Origin of the sequence: Vulcanisaeta sp. JCM 14467 (genome assembly GCF_001316245.1) — an archaeon.
Classification (GTDB): domain Archaea; phylum Thermoproteota; class Thermoprotei; order Thermoproteales; family Thermocladiaceae; genus Vulcanisaeta.
Window position 1 is genome coordinate 16,968 of sequence record NZ_BBDM01000014.1, and the last position, 20,708, is coordinate 37,675.

Below are 20,708 nucleotides of genomic sequence, written 5' to 3' on the forward strand. Positions count from 1 at the left end.
CACATGCATAACTAGGTAATGCTGCCCGACATTGATGCGGTGACTAGGGATGATTTAATTAGGCTAATTACGAGGTATAGGTTGAGGCTTATAAAGAGGTTGAGCCAGCACTTCGTTGTTGATCCAACGGTCATAAGGGATATTATTAATCATGTACCGAGTGGTTCGAAGGTGCTTGAGGTGGGTACAGGAATTGGCGTATTAACGTATTACCTGGCTAAGGTGGCGTCCCAGGTAGTTACCATTGAAATTGATGGAAGGCTTATGAGGATTGCTGAGCAAGTACTGCGTGGGTTAGACAATGTATCCCTGGTCCAGGGCGATGCATTAAGGATACCATGGCCGAGCGCTGATGTCCTAGTTTCTAATGTGCCGTATTCAATAACGTCACCATTAATAATAAGGATAATTAGGGAGGGCGTCCCAAGGGCTTTGTTGACGATACAGCGTGAGGTCGCTAATAGGCTAATCAGTGAGCCTGGCAATGATGATTATGGTAGGTTAAGCATAATCACTCAGTGTAATTACTCGGTTAGTGTGTTGAATACGTATGCGCCCGACTCCTTTTACCCAAGCCCCGAGGTCTACTCGTCTTTGGTGGTGATGATTAGGAAGGAGCCCTGCTACAGCGATATGAAGATCCTGGAATCCACGACAAACATATTATTTAGACATAGGAATAAGGTTCTCAGGTGGGTTCTCAATAAGTACATAGGCCCCGACGCGGTTAATGCCGTTGCTAATGCTGGGGTTAATGTTAATACCCGTGTTAGGCAATTGGGAATTAATGAATTGGTTAAGGTAGCGGATTCATTAAAGCCCTTTATTAATAGTATTGTTAATCACGACTAAGTCCGATATTTCCGTGTTACGAAGTGATTGTTAGGCTCATCAAATCCCTGGCGGCTATCACGTTTGTGAAGATCTCAGAAGCTCGGCAGCCAAAAGCTCTGGGTCGGAGTACCTATTACTAATGTGGGTTAACACGAGCTTATCAACACCAGCCTCCCTAGCCACCCTAGCGGCGTCTATCGACCTCGAGTGCCCCTGATTCCAAATAAGGTTTCCATCCTCAATAGCCGAGAATGTTGAGTCATGAATAAGCACCTGGGCGCCCCGCGATATATCGATGATTGTCTCCGTAGGTGCTGTATCACCCGTATAAACTATCTTCACCAAACCACTACCCCTGACCTCAACCACGTCCTCGGGCTTTATGACCCTGCCATCATCAAGCACTACGGTCTCACCCATGTGGAGTCTCTTCCAAAGCGTTATGGGTATGCCCAATTCCCGAGCACGCTCCGGGTTAAATCTACCCACATACGTCCTCCAACTAAGGGAGTAGGCGCAGTCAGGCACTGTGTGCTTCGCCGATACGCATTGTAGGCTGAAATTCTCTTCACTAATGACATCCTTAACGTTCGTGGAAGGTTCAACCTCATAAATCCGAACGCGGAATGGAGGATCACCAACAATCTCCATGCTACTCCTTATGAAGTTAGTAATACCGATAGGACCACTTATTACTAGGTCCTCCTTCCTGCCTAGCATGGCCATCGTGGCTAATAACCCAGGTAATCCAAAAACGTGGTCACCATGTAGGTGTGTTATGAATACGTGGGTTATCTTTAATGGGCTTATGCCAATCTCAAAAAGCCTATACTGAACACCCTCCCCCACGTCAAGCAGTATCTTTCTTAAGCCATCCTCGACCAAAATTGCCGGTAAGTACCTATCCTTACCTGGCGTCCCGGCGCCAGTTCCTAAGAAGGTAATTCTTATCGGCATTCCACCACGATTAACCTAGGTTATTTAAATAGAAATTCCCTTAGATTAGTAAAGTAAGATGGGTTATGAAGATATTGATATTGGGGAATTGATTAGGAACTTCAGGGTGGGCTTTGATAAGGCAGGTTTAACGATATACGTAGTACCGAGGGAAGATGCAACGCTACTAATCAGGGGTGAACCCTACCCCTTTAATAATGAGGATGTTCGGCTATACGGTACGAGAGTCACGCTACACCTGCCATGTAGTGGGGCTATATATGGTAGGTACTTGGTGAACATCGGCGATGATGTGAGGGGGTTATACGTAGTAATTACTGATGCAGGATGTGACATAGGTATTTTATGGCGTGAGGAGGGCTTAGACACGAGAATGCTTGTGAGGTCTAATGAAGCGTTAATAGTGATTGTGAGACTCATGAGGTTAGGGGCCCGTAAAATTAAACCTAGTGGTTATGCCCTTAGGGTAATGAGGGTGCTGAACTTATCTGGTGAATTATTGTATTCCGATTTAAATCAAGAGATCCAAGTATTCGGTATAAGTGTTAGAGCGGTTCCACAACTTCAGGGTACCTGTTTAGGTGAATTTAGTATTGGGCGGTGGAAATTCATACTTAGTAAATGCGGTTCTGTAACCGAGGTTCTTAATGATGGTAGTACCATTGTGCTACTCATTAGCAATGCCGATTCCTTAGTAATTAGTCGGTATTTTCCATCACTTAATAAATGGTACGAGCTACGCAGAGTATCTGGTTTCGATAAGTACCTTGTTATATTAAAGAGCGAGGTTTGAGTGCCTTATGAAGATCGAGTTTAGGCGTGGGCTGTCAAGCATTATGACGTTGTTCACTATATTTATCTTGAACTCCCTAAGTATTAACTGTGTGTAGAGGTGCATTAATGCCTTACTTGCATCATCATAGTCAATACTTACGTGGAATTGTTTCCCAATCCGCTTAATCCAGTCAAGGCATGCCTCATGGGATGGGCATGAATTCTTACAATCATGATTAGAATATGTTGGTGTTACTAGTATGAATTTACGGCCCCTAATGTCTATGAATGCGCCGTAATTAGTGGGTATTATTATTTTCATGCCATGCTCATTAATCTCGAGTTTAAACCCTAAATACACCATTGCCGTTGGTACGTAATAAATCCTATTTGCCTCCCTACTTAACCCTACGACCTTAACCTCCTCATCACTCAACTGCCTAATCCAGCCAAAGTCCTCCAGGGCCTTCACATGCCTATGAACAACACCCTTTAGTATGCCCAGTTCCTGGGCCAGCGATGTCACAGTCATTGGCCCCTTACTGAGCATATCCATTATACTTATCCTAACGTTATTGTTCAGCAATGTGTCGAAGGACTCGATGGGAAGCACGGCTACTGACTTCACGTTAATCCTAAACATGTCCAGCCCAGACATCGTGGTATTTATTCTAATCATTTCACGTGCACAAGTATGTAACCTCTGAGTTTAAAACCCTATTTTGGTAAATCATAAGGTTTAGCAAACATGTAAAATGGGTATTGAGGCATCATGTGGAGGGGTAGTATTAATGAGATTGAAAGGACCAGAGAAGTAATTAGAGTAGAGAGGGGTACGCCGCAGGTCGGCACCTTGGCCTTCGGCATAGTGGATAGGGGCACAAACATAATCGAGGTCAGGCCAACATCGCTATGCCCACTATCCTGCATATACTGCTCAGTGAATGCTGGCCCAAGGTCAACTAATAGATGGGCTGAGTTTGTTGACGACCTTGACACACTACTAGCGGCATTGGAGGAGGTGGTCAGGTTTAAGGGCACTAATGATGTCGAGGTACACATCGATGGCATGGGTGAGCCAGGCGTATACCCTTACCTGACACAACTTATCCGTGGTATTAAATCGATCAACGGTGTTTCGACAGTATCAATGCAGACGCGACTATACATGTTCACTGAGGAGGAGCTTAGGGAATTGGCTCAAGCCGGTTTGGACAGGATAAACCTAAGCATTGATACGCTAAACCCCGAACTAGCTAAGAAAATAAGCGGTGCGTCCTGGTACGACGTGAATCATGTTAAGGAATTAGTGCTTCAGGCCCTTGAGTTAGGGATTAACGTAATTGCATCCCCCGTCTGGTTACCTGGTATTAATGATAATGACATTGTTGAGATTATCAAGTGGGCCAGGGAGGTGGGGTTGGGCAGGAATAAGCTGTCTCCTGTGCTCATTCAGAAGTACATACCGCATAAGAGGGGTAGGAAGGCTAGGGTTAGGGTAATGACGTGGCAGGAATTTTGGGAGAGAATTAAGAGACTAGAGGGTGAATTGAATGTTAAACTAACGGCTACTAATGAGGAATTAAACATACATAAGGCCCCTAAATTGCCAAAGCCCTACAAGGTTAATGAGGAAGTTAAGGTCAGGATAATCAGTAGAGGGATACTTAGGGGCGAGTTTCTGGGGGTCATATTACCATTAAGTAATACTGCGATATTTGATAGGGTAATCACGGTGTTGGCTAACCCCACCATGGAGAAGATACTTATTGGGAATCAGGTTAGGGTTAGGGTCATTGAAAATGATGATAATATATACATTGGTAAGCTCGTCTAGGATTTATGTATTGCTATATTAGTTATATATTTATAAATTAAATTCATTTAGGCAAAATACTTAATTGCCTTTGCAATATCTCACTTGGTATGGTTGGCAGGGTTGCAGTTGTCAGTGGGTCGGGCCGTGGCATTGGTAGGGCTATTGCTGTTAGGCTTGCTAGGGATGGCTTCAGGGTCGTCGTTAATTATAAGAGGCATGATGAGGAGGGTGAGGAGACCATGAAGTTGATCAAGAGTGTTGGTGGTGAGGCTATCATGGTTAAGGCGGACGTTGCCGCGGCTGATGGGGCTAAGGCAATTGTTGATGAAGCTGTTAAACAATGGGGCTCCGTGGATGTTGTTGTTAATAATGCCGGCTTGGGCATAATGAGGCCGTTTGTCGATATTGACGAGGGTTTGTGGGATAAGATAATAAACACGAACCTGAAGTCAGCTTACTTATTGACTAAGTTTGCCGTACCCTACATGATCAAGAATAATTGGGGTAGGGTCATAAACATGAGTTCAATAGAGGGTATAATGGGTGCTGCCTATAACGTGCCCTACGCAACGGCAAAGGCAGCCCTAATAGGCTTCACTAAGGCGTTAGCCGCCGAGTTGGCGCCCTACGGGATAACGGTGAATGCAATAGCCCCTGGACTCGTGAGGACTAAGATGGGCATGAGCCTACTGCAGGTATTAAATGTTAAGGAGGAGGATTGGGTTAAGACAGGGACACTCACTGGGAGGGTTATTGAGCCTGAGGAGGTCGCTGACCTAGTGGCATTCCTCGTGAGTGACTCCGCAAAGAACATAACGGGACAGGTCTTCGTAATAGACGCAGGAACAACAATACTACCAGCGGCGAGGCACTTATCGAACATACCCAGGTAGGTTTAGGTTAACACGAGTTATCGTTAAAACACCCATTGTTCCTGCCTATAAGCCATATCCCAGAATAGGTATTCATAGGTGCTGGCCTGCCTAAATATACTCAATAGCCTATTGAAGTCCCTCATTAGGTAATCACTGGCTTCATCAATAATTGCCCTAAGCCCATCAACAATACTGGCATACTCAGGGGTTAAGTAAACCGAGGCCCAATCCCTATAAACCTTGACGGGATTCTTACTTAACTTATCAGCGTGGTACTTAGCAATCTCTAAATACGTCCAATAGCACGGTAATATGGCTACCAAGCTTCGTACGGACTACCCAAAGCGCATGTGGTTAGTAAGAAGTTCATATAGGCAATGTTTGTGGGGCTTGGGCGTGTCTTAACGACGTCGTCGATGCTCAAACCGAGGGAATTGAGCAGTCTATTATAGTTCTCGAGTTCGGTAGTCACATCAGCAAGTGCCAACTCAAGCACTCTCCTCATGGCCGCGGGATTCTCAAGCTTAGATGCGATTAGTGCTTGGCACCTTGTTAACGTTATTAGGTAATTATAGTCCTGAACAATATAATACCTAAACTTCTCGAGTGGTAGTGAGCCGTTGAATAATTCGGTAACGAATGGATGATTAACTATTCTAAGCCAAACATCACCTACCTGGTTCCTAAGGAGTTCAGTAATGCGATTACTCATTACTTAGTGTGCATGGTGTTTATAATTAAAAGCGTTATTATCTTATTACTATGTCGTTTTACCTCCCGTTCTCCTGCTGGTCTTACTTAATGCCTCCTTCAATGCCTTTATTAGTTCCATGGCAACCTCCCTCTGCCTATTCATGAATTTCTCATAGATCTTTCTAGCCTCGTTCTTAAATGTAAACAATACATCATCAGGGCTTAATGAACCCTTTGTTATCTCCATCAGGGCCTTCTCCATGCGTGACCTAAACCATGGGTCAATAAGTTCATTGCCGGTTTTACCCAGTACGCTTATTACGGCCTTACCCAACGGCGTTGGTATGCATTGCCTATTCCTAATCTTGAAGTATCCACGAATGACGTTGGTATGTATGTGGTCTTGCATCGTGGCGTCAGTCCCAATGCCGTACTTCCTCATCAACCTAAGTAACTCCGACTCTGATAGGTATGGTGGTGGTTCAGTCTCCCTCTCCTCAACCCAGGCCTTAACAATGCTCAGTTCATCACCAGCCCTCACCCTAGGCAATACCTTCTCACTTGGCCTCTCAAATGGGTATATTGTTAAGTACCCCTCATCAATTATCCTCAAGCCCTCGGCACTAAACCTATGGCTTGAAACGTCAACAACTATTTTCTGTTTCTCAACACGTGCAGGCGGACTTAACGTTGCCAGGAAGTGCCTAACCACTAGGTCGTAGATCCTCCAGTACCTCTCATTCTTAAAGTATTTAAGGAGCTCCTGCTTGGTGACGCCTCTTGTTGGGTATATCGGTGGGTGGGCGCCATCATTACTATCACCGCGTGTTGGCTTAATGCTCATGCCCAGCAACGCCTTCGCATAATCGCTGTGTTCACCGTGCGTGAGTTCGAGGAGTACCTGCCTGAGGTTAAGTGTGGGTGGGTATATCGTAGTCTCGGTCCTTGGGTATGAAATATATCCATGCCTATATAGTTCCTCGGCTATGTCAAGGGTCGCCTTAGGCCTAATGTTGAGGAACCTGCTAGCCCTCCTCTCAAGTTCTATCGTATCCAATGGAGCAGGTGGATCCAGGAAGTCCTCCTTATAATTAGCAATCACCACCTTAGCCCTTGCCCTACTCTTCACTAGGCCTAGTACCTTCTCAGCCTCCTGCCTATCCTTAAAGGTACCGTCATGGTTAAGCGTCAGTTTTGTTCCGCCAGCGTCAACCATTATATGGAGCGTATAGTACTTCTCGGGCTTGAAGTTCTCACGCTCAAGGGCCCTCTGAACGACTAGGTTAAGTACGGGTGTTTGACACGGACCATAACTAAGGAAACTCCCTCTTGCCAGCGCATTTCTATCAACGTTCTCAACACTTAGGGTGAGTGCTCTCGTGAACACGGCACCTAACGTTAGGTCCAGGATCATCCTAGTGAAGACCCTCCTGGCAAGTCCTGGGTTTAGATTTGTCGGTGAGTTGAAGGCTTCAATAATGTCGTTTTTTGGTTACTGCAGAGAACAAAACCCTCTTGAATACGGCCCTTGGGTTCACGTTCCTTATCACGAACACGGCCTCATAGGCTATGGCCTCACCCTCTGAGTCGGCGTCCAGGGCTAAGTAAACGGTACTCGCACTAGACCCAAGCCGTGATAATGCCCTTACGTAGCTTATTGTATCCTCCCTAATCACGAGTATTGGCTCGGCATCAAATAGCTTTGATGGTTCTACGGAGTGCCATTTATTCAATTCCTCGGGAAAATCCATATTCATTATGTGGCCCTTAAGCCCAATACTAACCCACTGCTTACCGTTCCTCGTGAACCAATACTCTTAACGCCATAAACCCTCCTAACACTTATACTACCCTGGGCTAGGTACCTGGCTATCGCCCTAGCCACCGAGTCCTTCTCAGCAACCACCAGTGAGTCAATAATCATTAACCCTAAACACCCTCTTTCGAAACATTTATTAACTTATTAATTAATAGACAAATCACTAAATGGTGTTGTGAATGAGCGAGAAGAAACCAGAAGAGAAGCAGGTTAGGAGACCACCCTACCAGCAATACCCAGCATACTCACAACAGTACCAATTACCTCCTCCACCACCAAGACAAACGCCAGTCACTAGGCCTGTAACACAACAACCAAGGATTGAGGAGCTGGCGCCAAGCCTGAGCAAGCTCGTGCTTTACCTAGGCATACCACTGGCATTAATAACGATAGTCTTCGTAATCACAGCTATTGCGTTATTCCCCACAACGAGTGACGCCTACGTGCCATACTCATCAATAGCCTTCATGGCATCCCTAATAACGGTGGCCGCCGCATTAATAGTAAGCTTCATAGCCATGTACCAAATAGCCATGGGCCTTGATAGGAGGTTCGAATACTTAACGAGGATCATAAGGCAGCAATCATCTGCAATCCAAACCACGCCAACAATGGCAGCGCTTCAGCACCGCAATACCCGCCTCAGCAGGGTATCGAGAGAATACTAACAGCACCACCACCAAGGTCACCGCCGGTTAAGCCCCAGCAGGTTCAGCCACAGCCACCTGCCATGGAAGGTAGTAGAACCAATGAGGAGGAGCAACAGACGCAGGAGGGCTCTGGGGAGGATATTAGTGAGGAGTGAGGTTAAAGTTTGTAATTTCGTTAATTAGTTCCTCATCGTTAACGACCACGTACTTACCGAAGTAATCCTTAAAGACCCTCGCCAACCTGGGCTCCCTGAACCTACGATCCATGAGTATCACCAGGGCCTTATCGTCCTCAGACCTAAACGCCCTACCTACCGCCTGCTTAATCCTAACAATGGCCGGCCATTGATACGTTAACTCCCAAGCCAACTTCCTGTCGTTGAGACGGGCCGCAAGTATCTCCATGAAGTCATCCAGGTAATCATTAGGTTCAGGGTATGGAACGCCAACAATTATTATGAGCCCAGTAGGTTCTCAGTACCGAGCCTATACTCAACGCCCTCAACAAGCTTGCCACCTGCCACGGCCATTATCAACTTCCTGCGATCATTCCTTAAATCCCTAATTAGGTCCTCAATCGAGGTATTGCCGAGCTCCATCACATACTTAACACCTGGGCTTAGGTACTTCCTAACGGACTTAAGTACAGTGTATGATGGAAATATCGATAATATAGCCTTATCAAGCGTGTAGGTCTGGTAAATCCTACTAAGTATGTTGGCAATCCTTTCATACTCCTCCTCATCCCTCTCGGCATATCTTGTGGTCACCCCATCATAGATTAAAACGTTATAGTTCTCGGGCTTCACATAGTCCCTAAAGCCTATCCTATACTCCACAATATCCCTATTTATGCCGAGCATACTCGTCACGTAATCCCTAGGCGGCAATGTACCGCTCATGAGAATGACACCACCAGCCTCATTAATCACAGGGCTGCTAACTACTGATGGGTCAACACACTTATAGACTAGTGAGACCCCTTGCTCATCCCTGGCGAGAAATACTCCGAAGCACTTACCTTATTTAGTATGGCCCTATGGAAGTCCAGCAAGCGTGATAATGGTGTGTATGGTATTGGCACGCCGGCGCTCCTCTTCTTCCTAATTATTTCGTAGTACGCATCTATTATTGCCTGGAAATCCTCAAAGAATTGGAGTACATCACCAAGCTCCAGGGATACCATGGTCTCCTCCTCAAGAACCTTACTCAGCTTCACCATATACGCCTGGAGACCCCTTAGTATCTTGATTGTTCTATTTTTCAATTCCTCATTATCAATCAACTTCTTAACCTCGGCGATCGAGGTGACTACCGAGGCAAGCGGTAGGTTAATGCTATTTAAGTTACTTATTGAGTCCGGCAGGTTGTGCGCCTCATCAATTACTAATACAGAATTCTTAACATCAACATTTATGGTTTCGGGCTTATTAATACTGAAGATGTAGTAATACGTCATGATACCAACTCGCCCTGTCAAGGTACAGCCTTGATACTTCATAGGGACATACATTAAGCGTGCATAGGCTTGATACGTACTCATTCACGTTACTTACCTCATCCATAATATTCAGCATTAAGTCATTAACATTGATTCTTCTAATGTTGGAGTAATAGGGGCACTCATCACTCGATCTCAAGAACCTACACTCCTCAAGGAATTCCTCATACGGTAATCTACGCGTACTAACCATGCAGCACATGTCCGGCCTATTCCTAATTACCACGTAATCAATATCAACGCCCCTATCCCTCAACTTACGTAACTCCCTAATTGGCGCTTGTGCCTCATTCTTTGTCCTAATTAGAAATAGAACCTTAACACCACTCTCCTCTGCGTACGCCAGCGACGCCGCTAGGGCACTAGCGGTCTTGCCTACGCCCGTGGGCGCCTCGATCAGCGCCACCCTACCACTCGACAATGCATCGTATATGCTCCTAGCTATCTCCCATTGATACCTCCTAAACGTATCATATGGGAAGTACCTCCTAATTAATGCCTCAACCCCAGGCACTACTATATCAAGGTATATTGACTAATTCTTGATTTAAAAACCTATGATGTGAATTACACACCCTGACCATTATTAATAAAGCGTTTTAAGGGGCCCACAGAAACCATAACTTTGAGTAATGAGCAACGTTAATGCATTGCTAAATAGGTTGAAGCCCACCAGGACAATATCTGGGGTAGTCCCAATAGCAATTATGGTCGAGCCTGTGGCATGCCCATTCAACTGCACCTACTGCCCAGGTGGGAAAAAGACGAACACCCCAAAGAGCTACCTGCCAGACTCACCCGTGGTCCTTAGAGCCACCCCACTGAATTACGACCCGTATAGGCAGGTCGTGGCTAGGATAAGGCAGTATGAGGCCCTTCATCACCCTGTATCTAAGGTCGAGTTAATAGTCATGGGTGGCACGGTAACATCATTACCTGAGTCATACTTAACCTGGTTCGTTGGTAATGCGTTCAAGGCCATTAATGACTACCCACTCGTAGGTTCAGGATCAATAGAGAGCCCAGACATTGAGTATGAGCATAGGCGTAATGAGAAGGCTAGGATTAGGGTTGTAGCCCTTGAGCTAGAGACGAGGCCCGACTTCGCAAGGCCAAGGCACATAGACCTAATGCTGAGACTCGGCTTTACTAGGGTTGAGGTTGGCGTTCAATCGATTTATGATGATGTACTAAGGAGGGTTAGGAGGGGTCACGGTGTTAAGGAGGTTATTGAAGCAACGCAGTACCTAAAGGACGCCGCGTACAAGGTCTGCTACCACATAATGCCTGGGCTCCCTGCTCAACGCCTGATAGGGACCTCGAGATGGTTAAGACCATATTCAGTGACCCAAGCTTCATGCCCGACTGCGTGAAGGTTTACCCAACCTTCGTTGTTGAGGGTACGGAATTATACGAGGAGTGGTTGAAGGGCTTGTACAGGAGTTATGATGAGGAGACCTGGCATTGGCTTTTGGCAAACATCATGGCCTCAATACCCAGGTGGGTCAGGGTCATGAGGTTTGGCAGGGACATACCACTTCACTGGGTCGTTGATGGTCCGAGGATAGGCAATATGAGGGAGGTAGTGCTTAGGGACATGGAGAAACTGGGCCTTAAGTGCGTGGAGATTAGGTGCCGTGAGGTTGGTCATAAGTACATAAAGAGAGGGTTGGTCCCAACGCCTAGGAAATTAATGATTAATAGGATTGATTATGAGGCATCCGGCGGTCACGAGGTCTTCCTGGAGGTAATTGATGATGACGACACGCTATACGGCATATTAAGGCTTAGGATACCAAGCGACAATGCACATAGGCCCGAGATCAGGCTGGGAGGGCGGCATTAATTAGAGAGTTACACGTCTACGGACCTGAGCTACCCATCGGTAGTAAGGCAGCGGACCTATTCTGGTGGCAGCATCGCGGTATTGGTAGGGCATTGATGGCTAGGGCTGAGCACATAGCCCTTGAGGAGTTCAATGCCTATAGGATGTTCGTGATATCGGGCGTTGGTGTTAGAGAGTACTATAGAAGGCTCGATTATCGCAAGTACCCGGGGAGTTTCTACATGTTTAAGGACTTGAGAAGGTCGATACTGACGGAGCACAGTGTAAATGAGGTGTTTTTGAGCAATGAGGATTTGGTGACGGGTTGAGATATGGATGGGCTTAGGGTAACGATAGCGCAGACCAGGAGGTTTAGTAATTATAATGATGGTATTACCTGGTTGAGGACTCAGGTTAGGGGCTTAACCACCGACCTAATAATACTGCCCGAGAATTGGGTTGGGACGAGGATACTCAGCGAGAAGGAGTTTAATGAGTACGTTGAAGGGCTTAGGGAGATCTCGAACGACATCAATGCCCTGATAATTGGTGGCGCAGTCTATGTGAGTATTAATGGCAGGAACCTGAGCATATGCCCCATGGTCAATGGGAAGGGGCTAATCAACTACTCAGAGAAGATATACCCATCAAAGGCCACCGGCGAGAGGATAGGAATAAGTGGTGGTGATAGGCTCGGTATAGTCAGGGTCAATGACTGGAGTATAGGCTGCATAATATGCATTGACGCCATGTACCCCGAGTTAACCAGGTTAATGGCTAAATACGGCGTGGACATAATCACAAACCCCAGCAGCATTAGTGTTGATAGGGTATACCTCTGGAGAAGCCTAGGCCTGATTAGGGCCTTTGAGAACTCAGCATACTTCGCATCGGCCATGGGCACGGGGTATAACTACCCAGATGGGCGTGACGTACTCGGCGGTAGCTTTATAGCGTCTCCAAATGGTGAGTTTGTGATGACCATTGACATTGGTATTGAGGGCTTATTCACCGCGACGATTAATCATAAGGAGATAGAGTATGCTCGCTCCAGGAGGGGTTACGTAGATGATATTAGGAATGAGGCTTTGAGTAGTAATATTTCAATTAATATTGCCAATGCCTAAGTTATTGCTCTAGCGGCATCCTGACTCACAACACCCTTCTTCATGAGTGTCCTTATTAATTGCCTGAAGGCCACGAGTCTCTGAATATTATTGGCACCCTCGTAGATCTCCGTTATCTTAACATCCCTTAGAAATCTCTCAATACCTGTTTCATGAATAACGCCTATACCTCCATGAACATCGATAGCCCTTGAAATTATCTTCTCCGCAGTCTCGGTTGCGTAGAACTTCGCGAGACTTGCCACGTACTTAAACTCCTCCCTGCCCTGATCAGCCAGGTAAGCCGCTAGGTAAACCAGGTACCTGGCAGTCATTAGCTCAGCCATCATCTCGGCAAGGCTGAATTGAATTGCCTCAAAACTGGCAAGGTATTGGCCAAAGGCCGTGCGCTGTAGTGAGTATTGGAAGGCCTTCTCAAAGGCTGCCTGCGCCATACCAAGTGCCTGGGCAGCAACCCCAACCCTGGTTCTGTCGTAGGTCTCCATGGCAATTATAAAGCCCATGCCAACATCACCAACCCTATTCTCATCGGGAACCTCGACATCATCCAGGATAACCTCCATTGCATGGCTACCCCTCAAACCCCTCTTCTCGAACTTGGCACCAATCTTGAGTCCAGGGGTTCCCTTCTCGACTATGAATGCTGTTATCCCAAACCAACGCCTGCTTGGCTGTGGTTCGCTGGTTCTTGCGAAGACCATTATGTAGTCGGCTATGTCGACATTGCTGATGAAGATCTTCCTACCATTAATAACCCACTTATCACCCTTCTTAACCGCCCTCGTCTGAATACCAGCCACGTCACTGCCGCAGCATGGCTCCGTCATTGCATGTGCACCAAAGGCCTCGCCCTTAGCTATTGGTGGTACGTATTTCCTCTTTAACTCATCACTACCGAATAGGAGGATTGGTATTACGAATAGGTCATTCGTACCACGAATGACCGCTAGTGGTGGCGCCACTCTGCTCAATTCTTCCATCAATATCACTGCTGATATTGTGTCACCCCCCTGACCGCCGAGACTCTCATCAATGCCAATGCCCCACAGTCCCTGCTCTCCAAGCTTTCTCAGGATTTCTCTAGGCACCTCATCCCTATCATCAAACTCCAAGGCATGCGGTGCGACTTCCCTCTCCAGGAACTCCCTAATGCTTTTCCTAAGCATTTCATGTTCTGGCTTGAATATTAATTGGTAGTCCTGTAGACTATCAAGGGGAAACACCATATGTCAGGGGGTATGGCTTTGACCTTATAAGTTATTCTAGAATATAGATTTAATAAGTTGGATATTCACGTGAGTAATGAATATGGAGTTAAGGCTTAGTAGGGATGAGATTATTGAGAATTATAGGGATGAGTTGACGGATGCCGAGATTTACGCCGCCCTGGCTAGGGTTGAGAGTAACGAGAGGTTGAGGGAGGAGCTACTGAAGTTGTCTCAGTACGAGGTTGGCCATGCCGAGTTCTGGAGGTTCATAGCAAATCAGGTGGGCATTGATGTTAGTAATGTGGGGCCGTCCAGGTTCTCGATAGCGTTCTCAGTACTTGTCAGGAAATTACTGGGCCTTGGCTTTCTCGTTAAGTTGAGGGAGAGTTCTGAGGTTGAGGCTATTAGGAGGTATGGTGAGATGGTTAGGAGGAGGGTGCTTGGTCCATACACGGATAGGCTTAGGGAGATACTCCTCGACGAGGTTGCCCACGAGGAGGTGTTCAGGGATGAGGAGTCCAGGTTTGAGGCGTTTATCAATAATATTAGGGATGCCATGTACGGGATGAGCGACGGGTTAGTGGAGGTCCTGGCCGCCGTGGCTGGGTTAGCGCCTGTGGTTACGAACCCAATATTGATAACACTCGCTGGTCTCATAGTTGGTGCTGCCGGCACGCTCTCCATGGCCGTTGGCGCCTATATGTCGACTAAGGCCCAGAGGGATATTAGGGAGACCGCTCTCTCAAAGATCGATATTGAGCTTGAGAACCTAAGCGCTGAGGATAGGGCCAAAAGGGTCAGGGACTCACTGAGTAGGATGGGGATTGACGAGAAGACGGCCAGTGAAATAGCGCCCGGCCTGTCGACCAACGTTAACATAAGTAAGAGACTTGCGGAGATAAGCGAGGTGGGCTTTTCCGAGGAGGCCCTCGAGAGCCCTGGGAAGTCGGCACTATACACGGGCATTTTCTACCTAATCGGTGCACTACTCGTGATAGCCCCATTTCCACTACTCGGCCACTTAATTGGTAACGTGGGCTCGCTCTACATATCCATAATACTCGTGGCACTGGCCCAGGCCATAAGTGGCCTATTAACAGCGATATCAGGTAGTGGCCACATAGCCCGCACAATGATCATGAACATAGCCCTATCCCTAGGCGCCGCGGCGGCCACGTACACCATAGGTACAATAGCGCATCAATTACTGCACATAGCGATAACCTAGCCCGGTGTACACGAATCCCTAGAGATCCTACCCAACTCATCCCTAAAGCACCAAACACCATTACCAGCATCAATAATGACAACACCCAACTCCGTCAGGCCCTATCGCTGAGGATCACATAATCCACGGACTCTGAAACCACGGGCGTCAACTTAATTATTGGCGTATCCCTATCATCAACAAGCACCCTAACGTCAACCCCCTCCTTAAGGCGGTATACCGGTGCAATACCAGACGCAGTACGTACCGCGTAAACCTCAGCATTACCACCCGAGAGACTTAACCCAAGCCTCTGGGCAACACCCATAGGCATTAGTACGTCTGGGCCCAAGCCCTCGAACCCAGTATTGGCTAGGGCACAGGTAATTAATTCATTGTCTCCCTTCCTTAGCATTATCCTTAACCACGTAGTCATGCCTCCTCAAGCCCCTGACATACTCATCGCAAGTCCCTAAATAAGCAATATACTTAATATAACCAACGAAGCCCCTAACCTCAAGCCTAGGCAACTCCTTCCTATTACCGCTCGACATCAAAACATTACCCATTCAGGGTTTAAAAACCGGTTGCTCCTGGATCAAGATTTAAACACCCCTGTGTATAATACACAGGGGTGTTTATTTCATGTTATTCGACATGGAGCCTAAGACGAGGAGGGGGATCTCTTTGGTAGGGATGATGAGGTGAATTTCATCTTAAGCTTTGTTAAGGGTAGGTCGAGGTTACTGGCTATATACGGCGTTAGGCGCGTTGGTAAGACGTCAGTTCTTAAGGTAGCGCTTAGCGAGGCTGGTGTGCCGTATTGCTACATTGATGCGAGGATGCTTGAGGGCGACTTCACCAGGAGGAGGCTTTATCAATTGATATCATCGTGCTTAACTGAACTATCTGTTAGGTGGCGCCTTGAGGGCATCATTAGGAGTATTGCGAGGATTGTTAGGGGCGTGAATGTGCTTGGTAGTGGTGTGGAGCTGAGTGTGGAGATTGACTGGAGCAGAACCTACCTAACTGACCTGCTTAATGCATTGTCAAGGCACCTAGACGTCTTTGTGCTGTCCATAGATGAGGCCCAGGTACTAAGGATGCTAAAGGGGTTCGGTAAGGTTGATATGGTTCAAGTGCTTGCTTACGTATATGATAACCTCGGCAATGTCAAGGTTATACTGACGGGCTCCGAGGTTGGTTTACTGCATGACTTCCTGGGTCTCGATAATCCCAGGTCGCCGCTTCATGGCAGGTTCATTGAGGAGTTGACAATAAGGCCCTTTAGTAGGGATTTATCAATTCAATTCCTAATAACAGGCTTTAGACAGTACGGTGTTGAGGTATCAATGGGTGAGATTCTCGAGGCTGTGAATAGGCTTGATGGTATTGTTGGGTGGTTAACGTATTACGGTAATGCAGGGTACGCGGTATCACTAATGTCAATGAGATTTATAGGAGGGCCGTGGAGCTAGTCAATGATGAATTAAAGTCATTGTTAAATAAGTCAATATATTATGGCATAATACTCGAGGCTATAGCCAGGGGTAAAAGGCGTTTCAATGAGATTAGGGATTACGTGATGACTAGGCTTAATAAGTACGTGGCGCCTGGCGAGGTTGAGAGGGCGTTAAGCAATCTCATGAGGATGAGCATAATTAATAGGGTTACCCATGGAGAGTATGAGATTGTGGACCCAATAGTTAGGATGAGGTTCAGCCAATTTTAAATGCAATTAATTCATAACACGGCTCACGTATTAAACGGAGTCCTATAATTCTGCTTCCTAGCTTCGTACTCCTCCAGGTCCTTCTTAACCCTCTCATACGTGAACTTGCTGATCCTGCCCTCCCTATACGCCTCCTCAATAACCCGCTTGCTCTTCTCCTCGAGCTTATCAATTATTGGTATCCTAACACCCTTCTCCCTAGCCACCATTAGGGACCTCGGGTAACCAGCGTGGGCGTGCCTTACGACACCGGAGCCTGGGTCAACTGTGAAAACTCTCAGGGCCTTCTCCTCGGCAAGTTCAGTACCATCAACGACCATTCCAAAGCCGGCGTGTATTGCATAGCCAATACCAACGCCACCACCGTGGTGGAAGCAGGTCCAGGTGGCGCCAGCGGCGGTGTTGAGTGCGTAATTCAGTATTGGCCAGTCACCAATTGCGTCTGAGCCATCGAGCATGCCCTCGGTCTCCCTGTACGGCGACGCCACAGAACCACTGTCTAGGTGATCCCTGCCGAACCAAATTGGCCCGCTTAACTCGCCTTTCTTAATCATCTCACTGACGATCTTACCAAACAACGCTCTTTCCCCATAGCCAAGGTAAACAACCCTGGCTGGTAATCCCTGGAACTTCACGTACTGATGGGCATTCTTGATCCACCTAACTAGCCTTGGATTCTTCTTCTCGAATAGTGTTATCAGCACGTCATCGAGCTTGTATATGTCGTTTGGATCACCCACTAGGCTAGTCCACCTGAATGGTCCACGACCCTCCTCGAATAGCGGTCTCATGTACTCCATCTGCCCAGGTATCTTGAATGCATCCTCAACGCCAGCGTCATAGGCCTGCTTCCTGAGGTTGTTGCCGTACTCAAAGGTCACGGCACCCCTAGACTGTAGCTGGAGCATTAATTGCACGTGCTTCTTCATCGTCTCCTTAGCCAATAATATGTACTTCTCTGGGTCGCTCTTCCTCAACTGCTCGGCCTGCTCGACAGTGAGTCCCTGAGGTACGTAGGAGAGTGGGTCATGGGCCGGGGTCTGGTCCGTGAGTATGTCGGGGACTATGTTCTCCCTAACCAACTTCTCAAGCAAGTCCACGGCGTTTGCGAGCACGCCAATGCTCGTTGCCTGTCTCTTCTCCTTGGCGTCAAGCGCCATGTCTATGGCCTTATCAAGATTGTCAGTCCAGGTGTCTAGGTAACCCGTGTCTATCATCCTTTGTATCATCCTCTTATCCACATCCGCTATCAAGGCAACACCACCGAGCATCTTAATCGCCAGTGGTTGGGCACCGCCCATGTTACCAAGCCCAGCACTAACCACTAACCTACCCTCGAGAGAACCACCAAAATGTCTATCGGCAGCCGCGCCAATTGTTTCATAGGTCCCCTGGAGAATGCCCTGAGTCCCAATGTAGGCCCAGCAGCCTGCTGTCATCTGGTGGAAGCTAATCAGTCCCTTGGCCTCGAGCTCCCAGAAGATCTTCCAATCAGCACTTGGGAACGAGCATTGCATTGCTTATCAACACCCTCGGCGCATGCTTACCAAGCTCCAAATGGCCACGGGCTGACCACTCTGGATTACCAGCGTATCCTCACTGTCCATGGTAAGTAGTGAGTCGACAATAGCCTCGAAGTCATCCCACGAACGAGCAGCCTTACCGGTACCACCATAGACGATTAAGTTCTTCGGGTCCTTAGCAACCATGGGGTCAAGTACGTGGAAGAGCATCCGAAGAGGACCCTCAAGCTGCCAATCACGACTATGCACATGAAGCTCGGGGCCGGTAATAACATGGACAGTCCTAGTCTCGGGATCGTAATAACCAGCCGAAATCAACTCCTCAATAGGCCTACCCCTGTATTTTTGAGGAACAGACATACGTCTCAGGTTATTCTTTATATTATGGAATTTTTAAGTTTTATCCATTTAATAACCTTTTATATTGAATTAATATTATTAAAAAATAGTAAAGTAATTAAAATTAATATTAGAAAAATAATATATTTTTTACCCATGTATTATTTTAAAGCACTATACCTTAGATCATAAGATCATATTATACTGAGAATAAGCCCAATTTAGCTATAGCCTCTGGCCTCTTCCTCTTTTCAATATAATATGCTACTATGCCTAGGATTATCCATATGAACGCTGCATAGGGTGCGTAGGTTATTGGCGGTGGTGGTGCTGGGTATACTGAGAGGACTATGAATGTGGCTAGGGCACCAACAACTATGGCCGGTATTACTATATGCCTAATTATGCCGAATCCACCATACTTATGCCTATACCTGGCTATGCCTATGGCCGCCAATAGGTGGTTTAACGCCATGAATACTGAATTGAAGGTTAACAACCACACACCACCCCACAGTGGACCAAGGGCTATTCCCGCCGCTATTGCCACTACGGCATTTAGTATTGCTAGGAATATTATGGCATCGCCTGGCGCACCATATTTATTAAGATTTACAAAGCGTCTTGGGAAGATGACGCCATCCCTCGCAAGGCCAAAGGCCATCCTAACCTCGCTATTGAAGAAGGCCAGTGCTGATGAGTTGAAGCTATTCACCACGAAGGCTATTAGCAGCGCGGCGCCAACGACACCCAGGTACTTTCCATAGATTATAACGCCTGGGTCAGGTAATTGGGAGTATTGAGCCATCTTATTTATGCCATATATTACCTCCTGGGCATACCCATTAAGCATGATCGTTACACCAAGTATTATGGCTATGGCAGCCAAAGCCCTAGGTACATTACGCTTAGGGTCTACCGTCTCCTCAGCAAGAGGTATCACTTGGTTCATACCTCCAAATGTCGTTATGCCAAATATCATTGTTGTTAGTATTAAGATCCAATTATTATTAACGGGCTTCACAGTGAATGGTAATACACTATTTTTAGGGCCAGCCATTATTATCAATATTAATGCCGTTACTATTAGGAAGGGTACCTCCATATAAAGGCCCGTGTAGAGTATGTATTTATTAGATGGCTTAATCCCCAAATATGCTAATATCGACGTCTCCGCTATAATGGCAAGCGCTATTGGTATCCAAAGCCACGATGGTGCCTTAGGAATGAGTAAATATACGAATGATGATAGCCCAAGCACGGCGAAGCCCACAGAACCCGTTAGGTAATACGCCCAATATGTCCAGCCAGCGAAGTAAGCCGCTAATGCACTATTGAATCCCTTCCTCTGTATGACAGTCCACGAGTGGGCGGCGGCAACATCCTTAGACCAATCATAGACTACCACAGTCATAGCCACGTATATTAACCAAGCCAATAATATATCCAGCATCATAGACCCACCGACAAGACCAGCGAGACTAGTGAAGTAGAGAGCAGTCACGGCGGCCGGTCCATTAGCACCAAGGGCGCCTGCTAAGGTCTCCCACATATTTAATACAGGCTTTAACCGAGGAGTTTCGGAATTATTTTCCTTTGTGGTCATAAAATTATTAATATTTTTATTAATTTTTAAGTTTTATCCATAGATAAAGATTAATGTATCATATATTTAAATCGATTGTGACTATGGTAACGATTATAAAGGCCGTATTATTAATGATACAATTAGTATGTAGTATGTTATTACTTTCCTATTGTAGTTCATTTATACATTCATATACTTATACTATAAAAGATTTTTACCGCGTAGACAGGTTAATTA

At 46.6% G+C, this 20,708-nt stretch carries 21 protein-coding genes and 4 pseudogenes; 10 read left to right on the forward strand and 15 right to left on the reverse strand.

Translation table 11 applies throughout. From position 1 onward, the window contains the following. The first annotated feature begins 18 nt into the window (after window positions 1-18). Window positions 19-852: a 16S rRNA (adenine(1518)-N(6)/adenine(1519)-N(6))-dimethyltransferase RsmA gene (gene rsmA, locus JCM14467_RS11860; protein WP_054850303.1), complete on the forward strand. Its 834-nt coding sequence runs from the start codon at window positions 19-21 to the stop codon at window positions 850-852. A 57-nt stretch (window positions 853-909) separates the two neighbouring features. On the opposite strand, the gene JCM14467_RS11865 is transcribed toward rsmA, so the two are convergent. Continuing rightward, window positions 910-1,791 carry a ribonuclease Z gene (locus tag JCM14467_RS11865; protein ID WP_252901519.1) on the reverse strand — a complete coding sequence of 294 codons (882 nt, stop codon included), beginning with the start codon at window positions 1,789-1,791 and terminating at the stop codon, window positions 910-912. 58 nt (window positions 1,792-1,849) lie between these two features. On the opposite strand from JCM14467_RS11865, the gene JCM14467_RS11870 reads away from it, so the two are divergent. Next, on the forward strand, window positions 1,850-2,584 hold the full coding sequence (locus JCM14467_RS11870) for a hypothetical protein (RefSeq protein ID WP_054850304.1): 735 nt from the start codon (window positions 1,850-1,852) through the stop codon (window positions 2,582-2,584). On the opposite strand, the gene JCM14467_RS11875 is transcribed toward JCM14467_RS11870, so the two are convergent. Next, entirely contained in the window at window positions 2,567-3,244 is a 678-nt protein-coding gene (locus JCM14467_RS11875; protein WP_054850305.1) for an ArsR/SmtB family transcription factor, read from the reverse strand. The genes JCM14467_RS11870 and JCM14467_RS11875 overlap by 18 nt on opposite strands. Before the next feature lie 93 nt (window positions 3,245-3,337). Here JCM14467_RS11875 and JCM14467_RS11880 point away from each other — a divergent pair, with 93 nt between their 5' ends. Continuing rightward, a complete protein-coding gene (locus tag JCM14467_RS11880; protein ID WP_054850306.1) occupies window positions 3,338-4,402 on the forward strand; it encodes a radical SAM protein in 1,065 nt (354 codons plus the stop codon). 89 nt (window positions 4,403-4,491) lie between these two features. Continuing rightward, window positions 4,492-5,277, forward strand: a complete 786-nt coding sequence (locus tag JCM14467_RS11885; RefSeq protein ID WP_054850307.1) for an SDR family NAD(P)-dependent oxidoreductase — start codon at window positions 4,492-4,494, stop codon at window positions 5,275-5,277. A gap of 23 nt (window positions 5,278-5,300) precedes the next feature. On the opposite strand, the pseudogene tenA reads toward JCM14467_RS11885, so the two are convergent. From tenA to JCM14467_RS20230, 4 genes and pseudogenes are all read right to left on the reverse strand, one after another. Further along, window positions 5,301-5,971 (reverse strand): annotated as a pseudogene (gene tenA, locus JCM14467_RS11890) (thiaminase II). 48 nt (window positions 5,972-6,019) lie between these two features. Beyond that, window positions 6,020-7,432: a type IA DNA topoisomerase gene (locus JCM14467_RS11895; RefSeq protein ID WP_342765551.1), complete on the reverse strand. Its 1,413-nt coding sequence runs from the start codon at window positions 7,430-7,432 to the stop codon at window positions 6,020-6,022. Then, complete coding sequence (locus tag JCM14467_RS20225) at window positions 7,425-7,709, reverse strand: toprim domain-containing protein (protein ID WP_342765548.1); 285 nt, start codon at window positions 7,707-7,709, stop codon at window positions 7,425-7,427. The genes JCM14467_RS11895 and JCM14467_RS20225 overlap by 8 nt, the downstream gene beginning before the upstream one ends. Then, a complete protein-coding gene (locus JCM14467_RS20230; RefSeq protein ID WP_342765549.1) occupies window positions 7,709-7,876 on the reverse strand; it encodes a hypothetical protein in 168 nt (55 codons plus the stop codon). The genes JCM14467_RS20225 and JCM14467_RS20230 overlap by 1 nt, the downstream gene beginning before the upstream one ends. A gap of 74 nt (window positions 7,877-7,950) precedes the next feature. On the opposite strand from JCM14467_RS20230, the gene JCM14467_RS11900 reads away from it, so the two are divergent. Next, window positions 7,951-8,439, forward strand: a complete 489-nt coding sequence (locus tag JCM14467_RS11900) for a hypothetical protein (RefSeq protein ID WP_054850308.1) — start codon at window positions 7,951-7,953, stop codon at window positions 8,437-8,439. A gap of 123 nt (window positions 8,440-8,562) precedes the next feature. On the opposite strand, the gene JCM14467_RS18300 is transcribed toward JCM14467_RS11900, so the two are convergent. From JCM14467_RS18300 to JCM14467_RS18315, 4 genes are all read right to left on the reverse strand, one after another. Beyond that, entirely contained in the window at window positions 8,563-8,826 is a 264-nt protein-coding gene (locus JCM14467_RS18300) for a helicase C-terminal domain-containing protein (RefSeq protein WP_252901520.1), read from the reverse strand. Window positions 8,827-8,876: 50 nt separating this feature from the next. Then, window positions 8,877-9,323, reverse strand: a complete 447-nt coding sequence (locus tag JCM14467_RS18305; RefSeq protein WP_342765550.1) for a helicase C-terminal domain-containing protein — start codon at window positions 9,321-9,323, stop codon at window positions 8,877-8,879. A gap of 68 nt (window positions 9,324-9,391) precedes the next feature. Continuing rightward, window positions 9,392-9,880, reverse strand: coding sequence for a hypothetical protein (locus tag JCM14467_RS18310; protein ID WP_252901521.1), 489 nt, complete (start codon window positions 9,878-9,880; stop codon window positions 9,392-9,394). Continuing rightward, on the reverse strand, window positions 9,852-10,436 hold the full coding sequence (locus JCM14467_RS18315; RefSeq protein ID WP_252901522.1) for a DEAD/DEAH box helicase: 585 nt from the start codon (window positions 10,434-10,436) through the stop codon (window positions 9,852-9,854). Before JCM14467_RS18315 ends, JCM14467_RS18310 begins: the two co-directional genes overlap by 29 nt. A 118-nt stretch (window positions 10,437-10,554) precedes the next feature. Between JCM14467_RS18315 and JCM14467_RS11910 the strand changes: the two are divergent. Together JCM14467_RS11910 and JCM14467_RS11915 are read left to right on the forward strand one after the other, a co-directional pair. Further along, a pseudogene (locus JCM14467_RS11910) lies at window positions 10,555-12,076 on the forward strand (elongator complex protein 3). A gap of 3 nt (window positions 12,077-12,079) precedes the next feature. Further along, a complete protein-coding gene (locus JCM14467_RS11915) occupies window positions 12,080-12,874 on the forward strand; it encodes a carbon-nitrogen hydrolase family protein (RefSeq protein ID WP_054850309.1) in 795 nt (264 codons plus the stop codon). On the opposite strand, the gene JCM14467_RS11920 is transcribed toward JCM14467_RS11915, so the two are convergent. Then, window positions 12,871-14,100, reverse strand: a complete 1,230-nt coding sequence (locus JCM14467_RS11920; RefSeq protein ID WP_054850310.1) for an acyl-CoA dehydrogenase family protein — start codon at window positions 14,098-14,100, stop codon at window positions 12,871-12,873. The two genes, JCM14467_RS11915 and JCM14467_RS11920, sit on opposite strands and share 4 nt — an antisense overlap. Before the next feature lie 76 nt (window positions 14,101-14,176). Here JCM14467_RS11920 and JCM14467_RS11925 point away from each other — a divergent pair, with 76 nt between their 5' ends. Then, window positions 14,177-15,310, forward strand: coding sequence for a VIT1/CCC1 transporter family protein (locus JCM14467_RS11925; RefSeq protein ID WP_252901523.1), 1,134 nt, complete (start codon window positions 14,177-14,179; stop codon window positions 15,308-15,310). 94 nt (window positions 15,311-15,404) lie between these two features. Here the strand turns inward: JCM14467_RS11925 and JCM14467_RS11930 are convergent, their stop codons facing one another. Both JCM14467_RS11930 and JCM14467_RS18320 read right to left on the reverse strand, forming a co-directional pair. Beyond that, window positions 15,405-15,704 (reverse strand): hypothetical protein, encoded by a 300-nt coding sequence (locus JCM14467_RS11930; protein WP_054850311.1) that lies wholly within the window; start codon window positions 15,702-15,704, stop codon window positions 15,405-15,407. Then, window positions 15,682-15,843, reverse strand: a complete 162-nt coding sequence (locus JCM14467_RS18320; protein ID WP_252901524.1) for a hypothetical protein — start codon at window positions 15,841-15,843, stop codon at window positions 15,682-15,684. The genes JCM14467_RS11930 and JCM14467_RS18320 overlap by 23 nt, the downstream gene beginning before the upstream one ends. 144 nt (window positions 15,844-15,987) lie before the next feature. Here JCM14467_RS18320 and JCM14467_RS11935 point away from each other — a divergent pair. Both JCM14467_RS11935 and JCM14467_RS11940 read left to right on the forward strand, forming a co-directional pair. Next, window positions 15,988-16,767, forward strand: a pseudogene (locus tag JCM14467_RS11935) (AAA family ATPase); the annotation flags it as partial. Beyond that, window positions 16,758-17,021, forward strand: coding sequence for a hypothetical protein (locus JCM14467_RS11940; RefSeq protein ID WP_054850313.1), 264 nt, complete (start codon window positions 16,758-16,760; stop codon window positions 17,019-17,021). The pseudogene JCM14467_RS11935 and the gene JCM14467_RS11940, both read left to right, overlap by 10 nt. A 23-nt stretch (window positions 17,022-17,044) precedes the next feature. Here JCM14467_RS11940 and JCM14467_RS11945 read toward each other — a convergent pair. Next, window positions 17,045-18,904: pseudogene (locus JCM14467_RS11945) on the reverse strand (urocanate hydratase). Between the two features lie 178 nt (window positions 18,905-19,082). Continuing rightward, window positions 19,083-20,489 (reverse strand): APC family permease, encoded by a 1,407-nt coding sequence (locus JCM14467_RS11950; protein ID WP_252901527.1) that lies wholly within the window; start codon window positions 20,487-20,489, stop codon window positions 19,083-19,085. Between the last annotated feature and the right edge of the window lie 219 nt (window positions 20,490-20,708).

Excerpts from the sequence above, each read along its gene's own strand:
- rsmA (WP_054850303.1), top strand. The coding sequence starts at position 19 with ATGCTGCCCGACATTGATGCGGTGACTAGGGATGATTTAATTAGGCTA.
- JCM14467_RS11865 (WP_252901519.1), bottom strand. The coding sequence starts at position 1,791 with ATGCCGATAAGAATTACCTTCTTAGGAACTGGCGCCGGGACGCCAGGT.
- JCM14467_RS11870 (WP_054850304.1), top strand. The coding sequence starts at position 1,850 with ATGGGTTATGAAGATATTGATATTGGGGAATTGATTAGGAACTTCAGG.
- JCM14467_RS11875 (WP_054850305.1), bottom strand. The coding sequence starts at position 3,244 with ATGATTAGAATAAATACCACGATGTCTGGGCTGGACATGTTTAGGATT.
- JCM14467_RS11880 (WP_054850306.1), top strand. The coding sequence starts at position 3,338 with ATGTGGAGGGGTAGTATTAATGAGATTGAAAGGACCAGAGAAGTAATT.
- JCM14467_RS11885 (WP_054850307.1), top strand. The coding sequence starts at position 4,492 with ATGGTTGGCAGGGTTGCAGTTGTCAGTGGGTCGGGCCGTGGCATTGGT.
- JCM14467_RS20225 (WP_342765548.1), bottom strand. The coding sequence starts at position 7,709 with ATGAATATGGATTTTCCCGAGGAATTGAATAAATGGCACTCCGTAGAA.
- JCM14467_RS20230 (WP_342765549.1), bottom strand. The coding sequence starts at position 7,876 with ATGATTATTGACTCACTGGTGGTTGCTGAGAAGGACTCGGTGGCTAGG.
- JCM14467_RS11900 (WP_054850308.1), top strand. The coding sequence starts at position 7,951 with ATGAGCGAGAAGAAACCAGAAGAGAAGCAGGTTAGGAGACCACCCTAC.
- JCM14467_RS18300 (WP_252901520.1), bottom strand. The coding sequence starts at position 8,826 with ATGGAGATACTTGCGGCCCGTCTCAACGACAGGAAGTTGGCTTGGGAG.
- JCM14467_RS18305 (WP_342765550.1), bottom strand. The coding sequence starts at position 9,323 with ATGAGCGGTACATTGCCGCCTAGGGATTACGTGACGAGTATGCTCGGC.
- JCM14467_RS18310 (WP_252901521.1), bottom strand. The coding sequence starts at position 9,880 with ATGACGTATTACTACATCTTCAGTATTAATAAGCCCGAAACCATAAAT.
- JCM14467_RS11915 (WP_054850309.1), top strand. The coding sequence starts at position 12,080 with ATGGATGGGCTTAGGGTAACGATAGCGCAGACCAGGAGGTTTAGTAAT.
- JCM14467_RS11920 (WP_054850310.1), bottom strand. The coding sequence starts at position 14,100 with ATGGTGTTTCCCCTTGATAGTCTACAGGACTACCAATTAATATTCAAG.
- JCM14467_RS11925 (WP_252901523.1), top strand. The coding sequence starts at position 14,177 with ATGAATATGGAGTTAAGGCTTAGTAGGGATGAGATTATTGAGAATTAT.
- JCM14467_RS11930 (WP_054850311.1), bottom strand. The coding sequence starts at position 15,704 with ATGCTAAGGAAGGGAGACAATGAATTAATTACCTGTGCCCTAGCCAAT.
- JCM14467_RS18320 (WP_252901524.1), bottom strand. The coding sequence starts at position 15,843 with ATGTCGAGCGGTAATAGGAAGGAGTTGCCTAGGCTTGAGGTTAGGGGC.
- JCM14467_RS11950 (WP_252901527.1), bottom strand. The coding sequence starts at position 20,489 with ATGACCACAAAGGAAAATAATTCCGAAACTCCTCGGTTAAAGCCTGTA.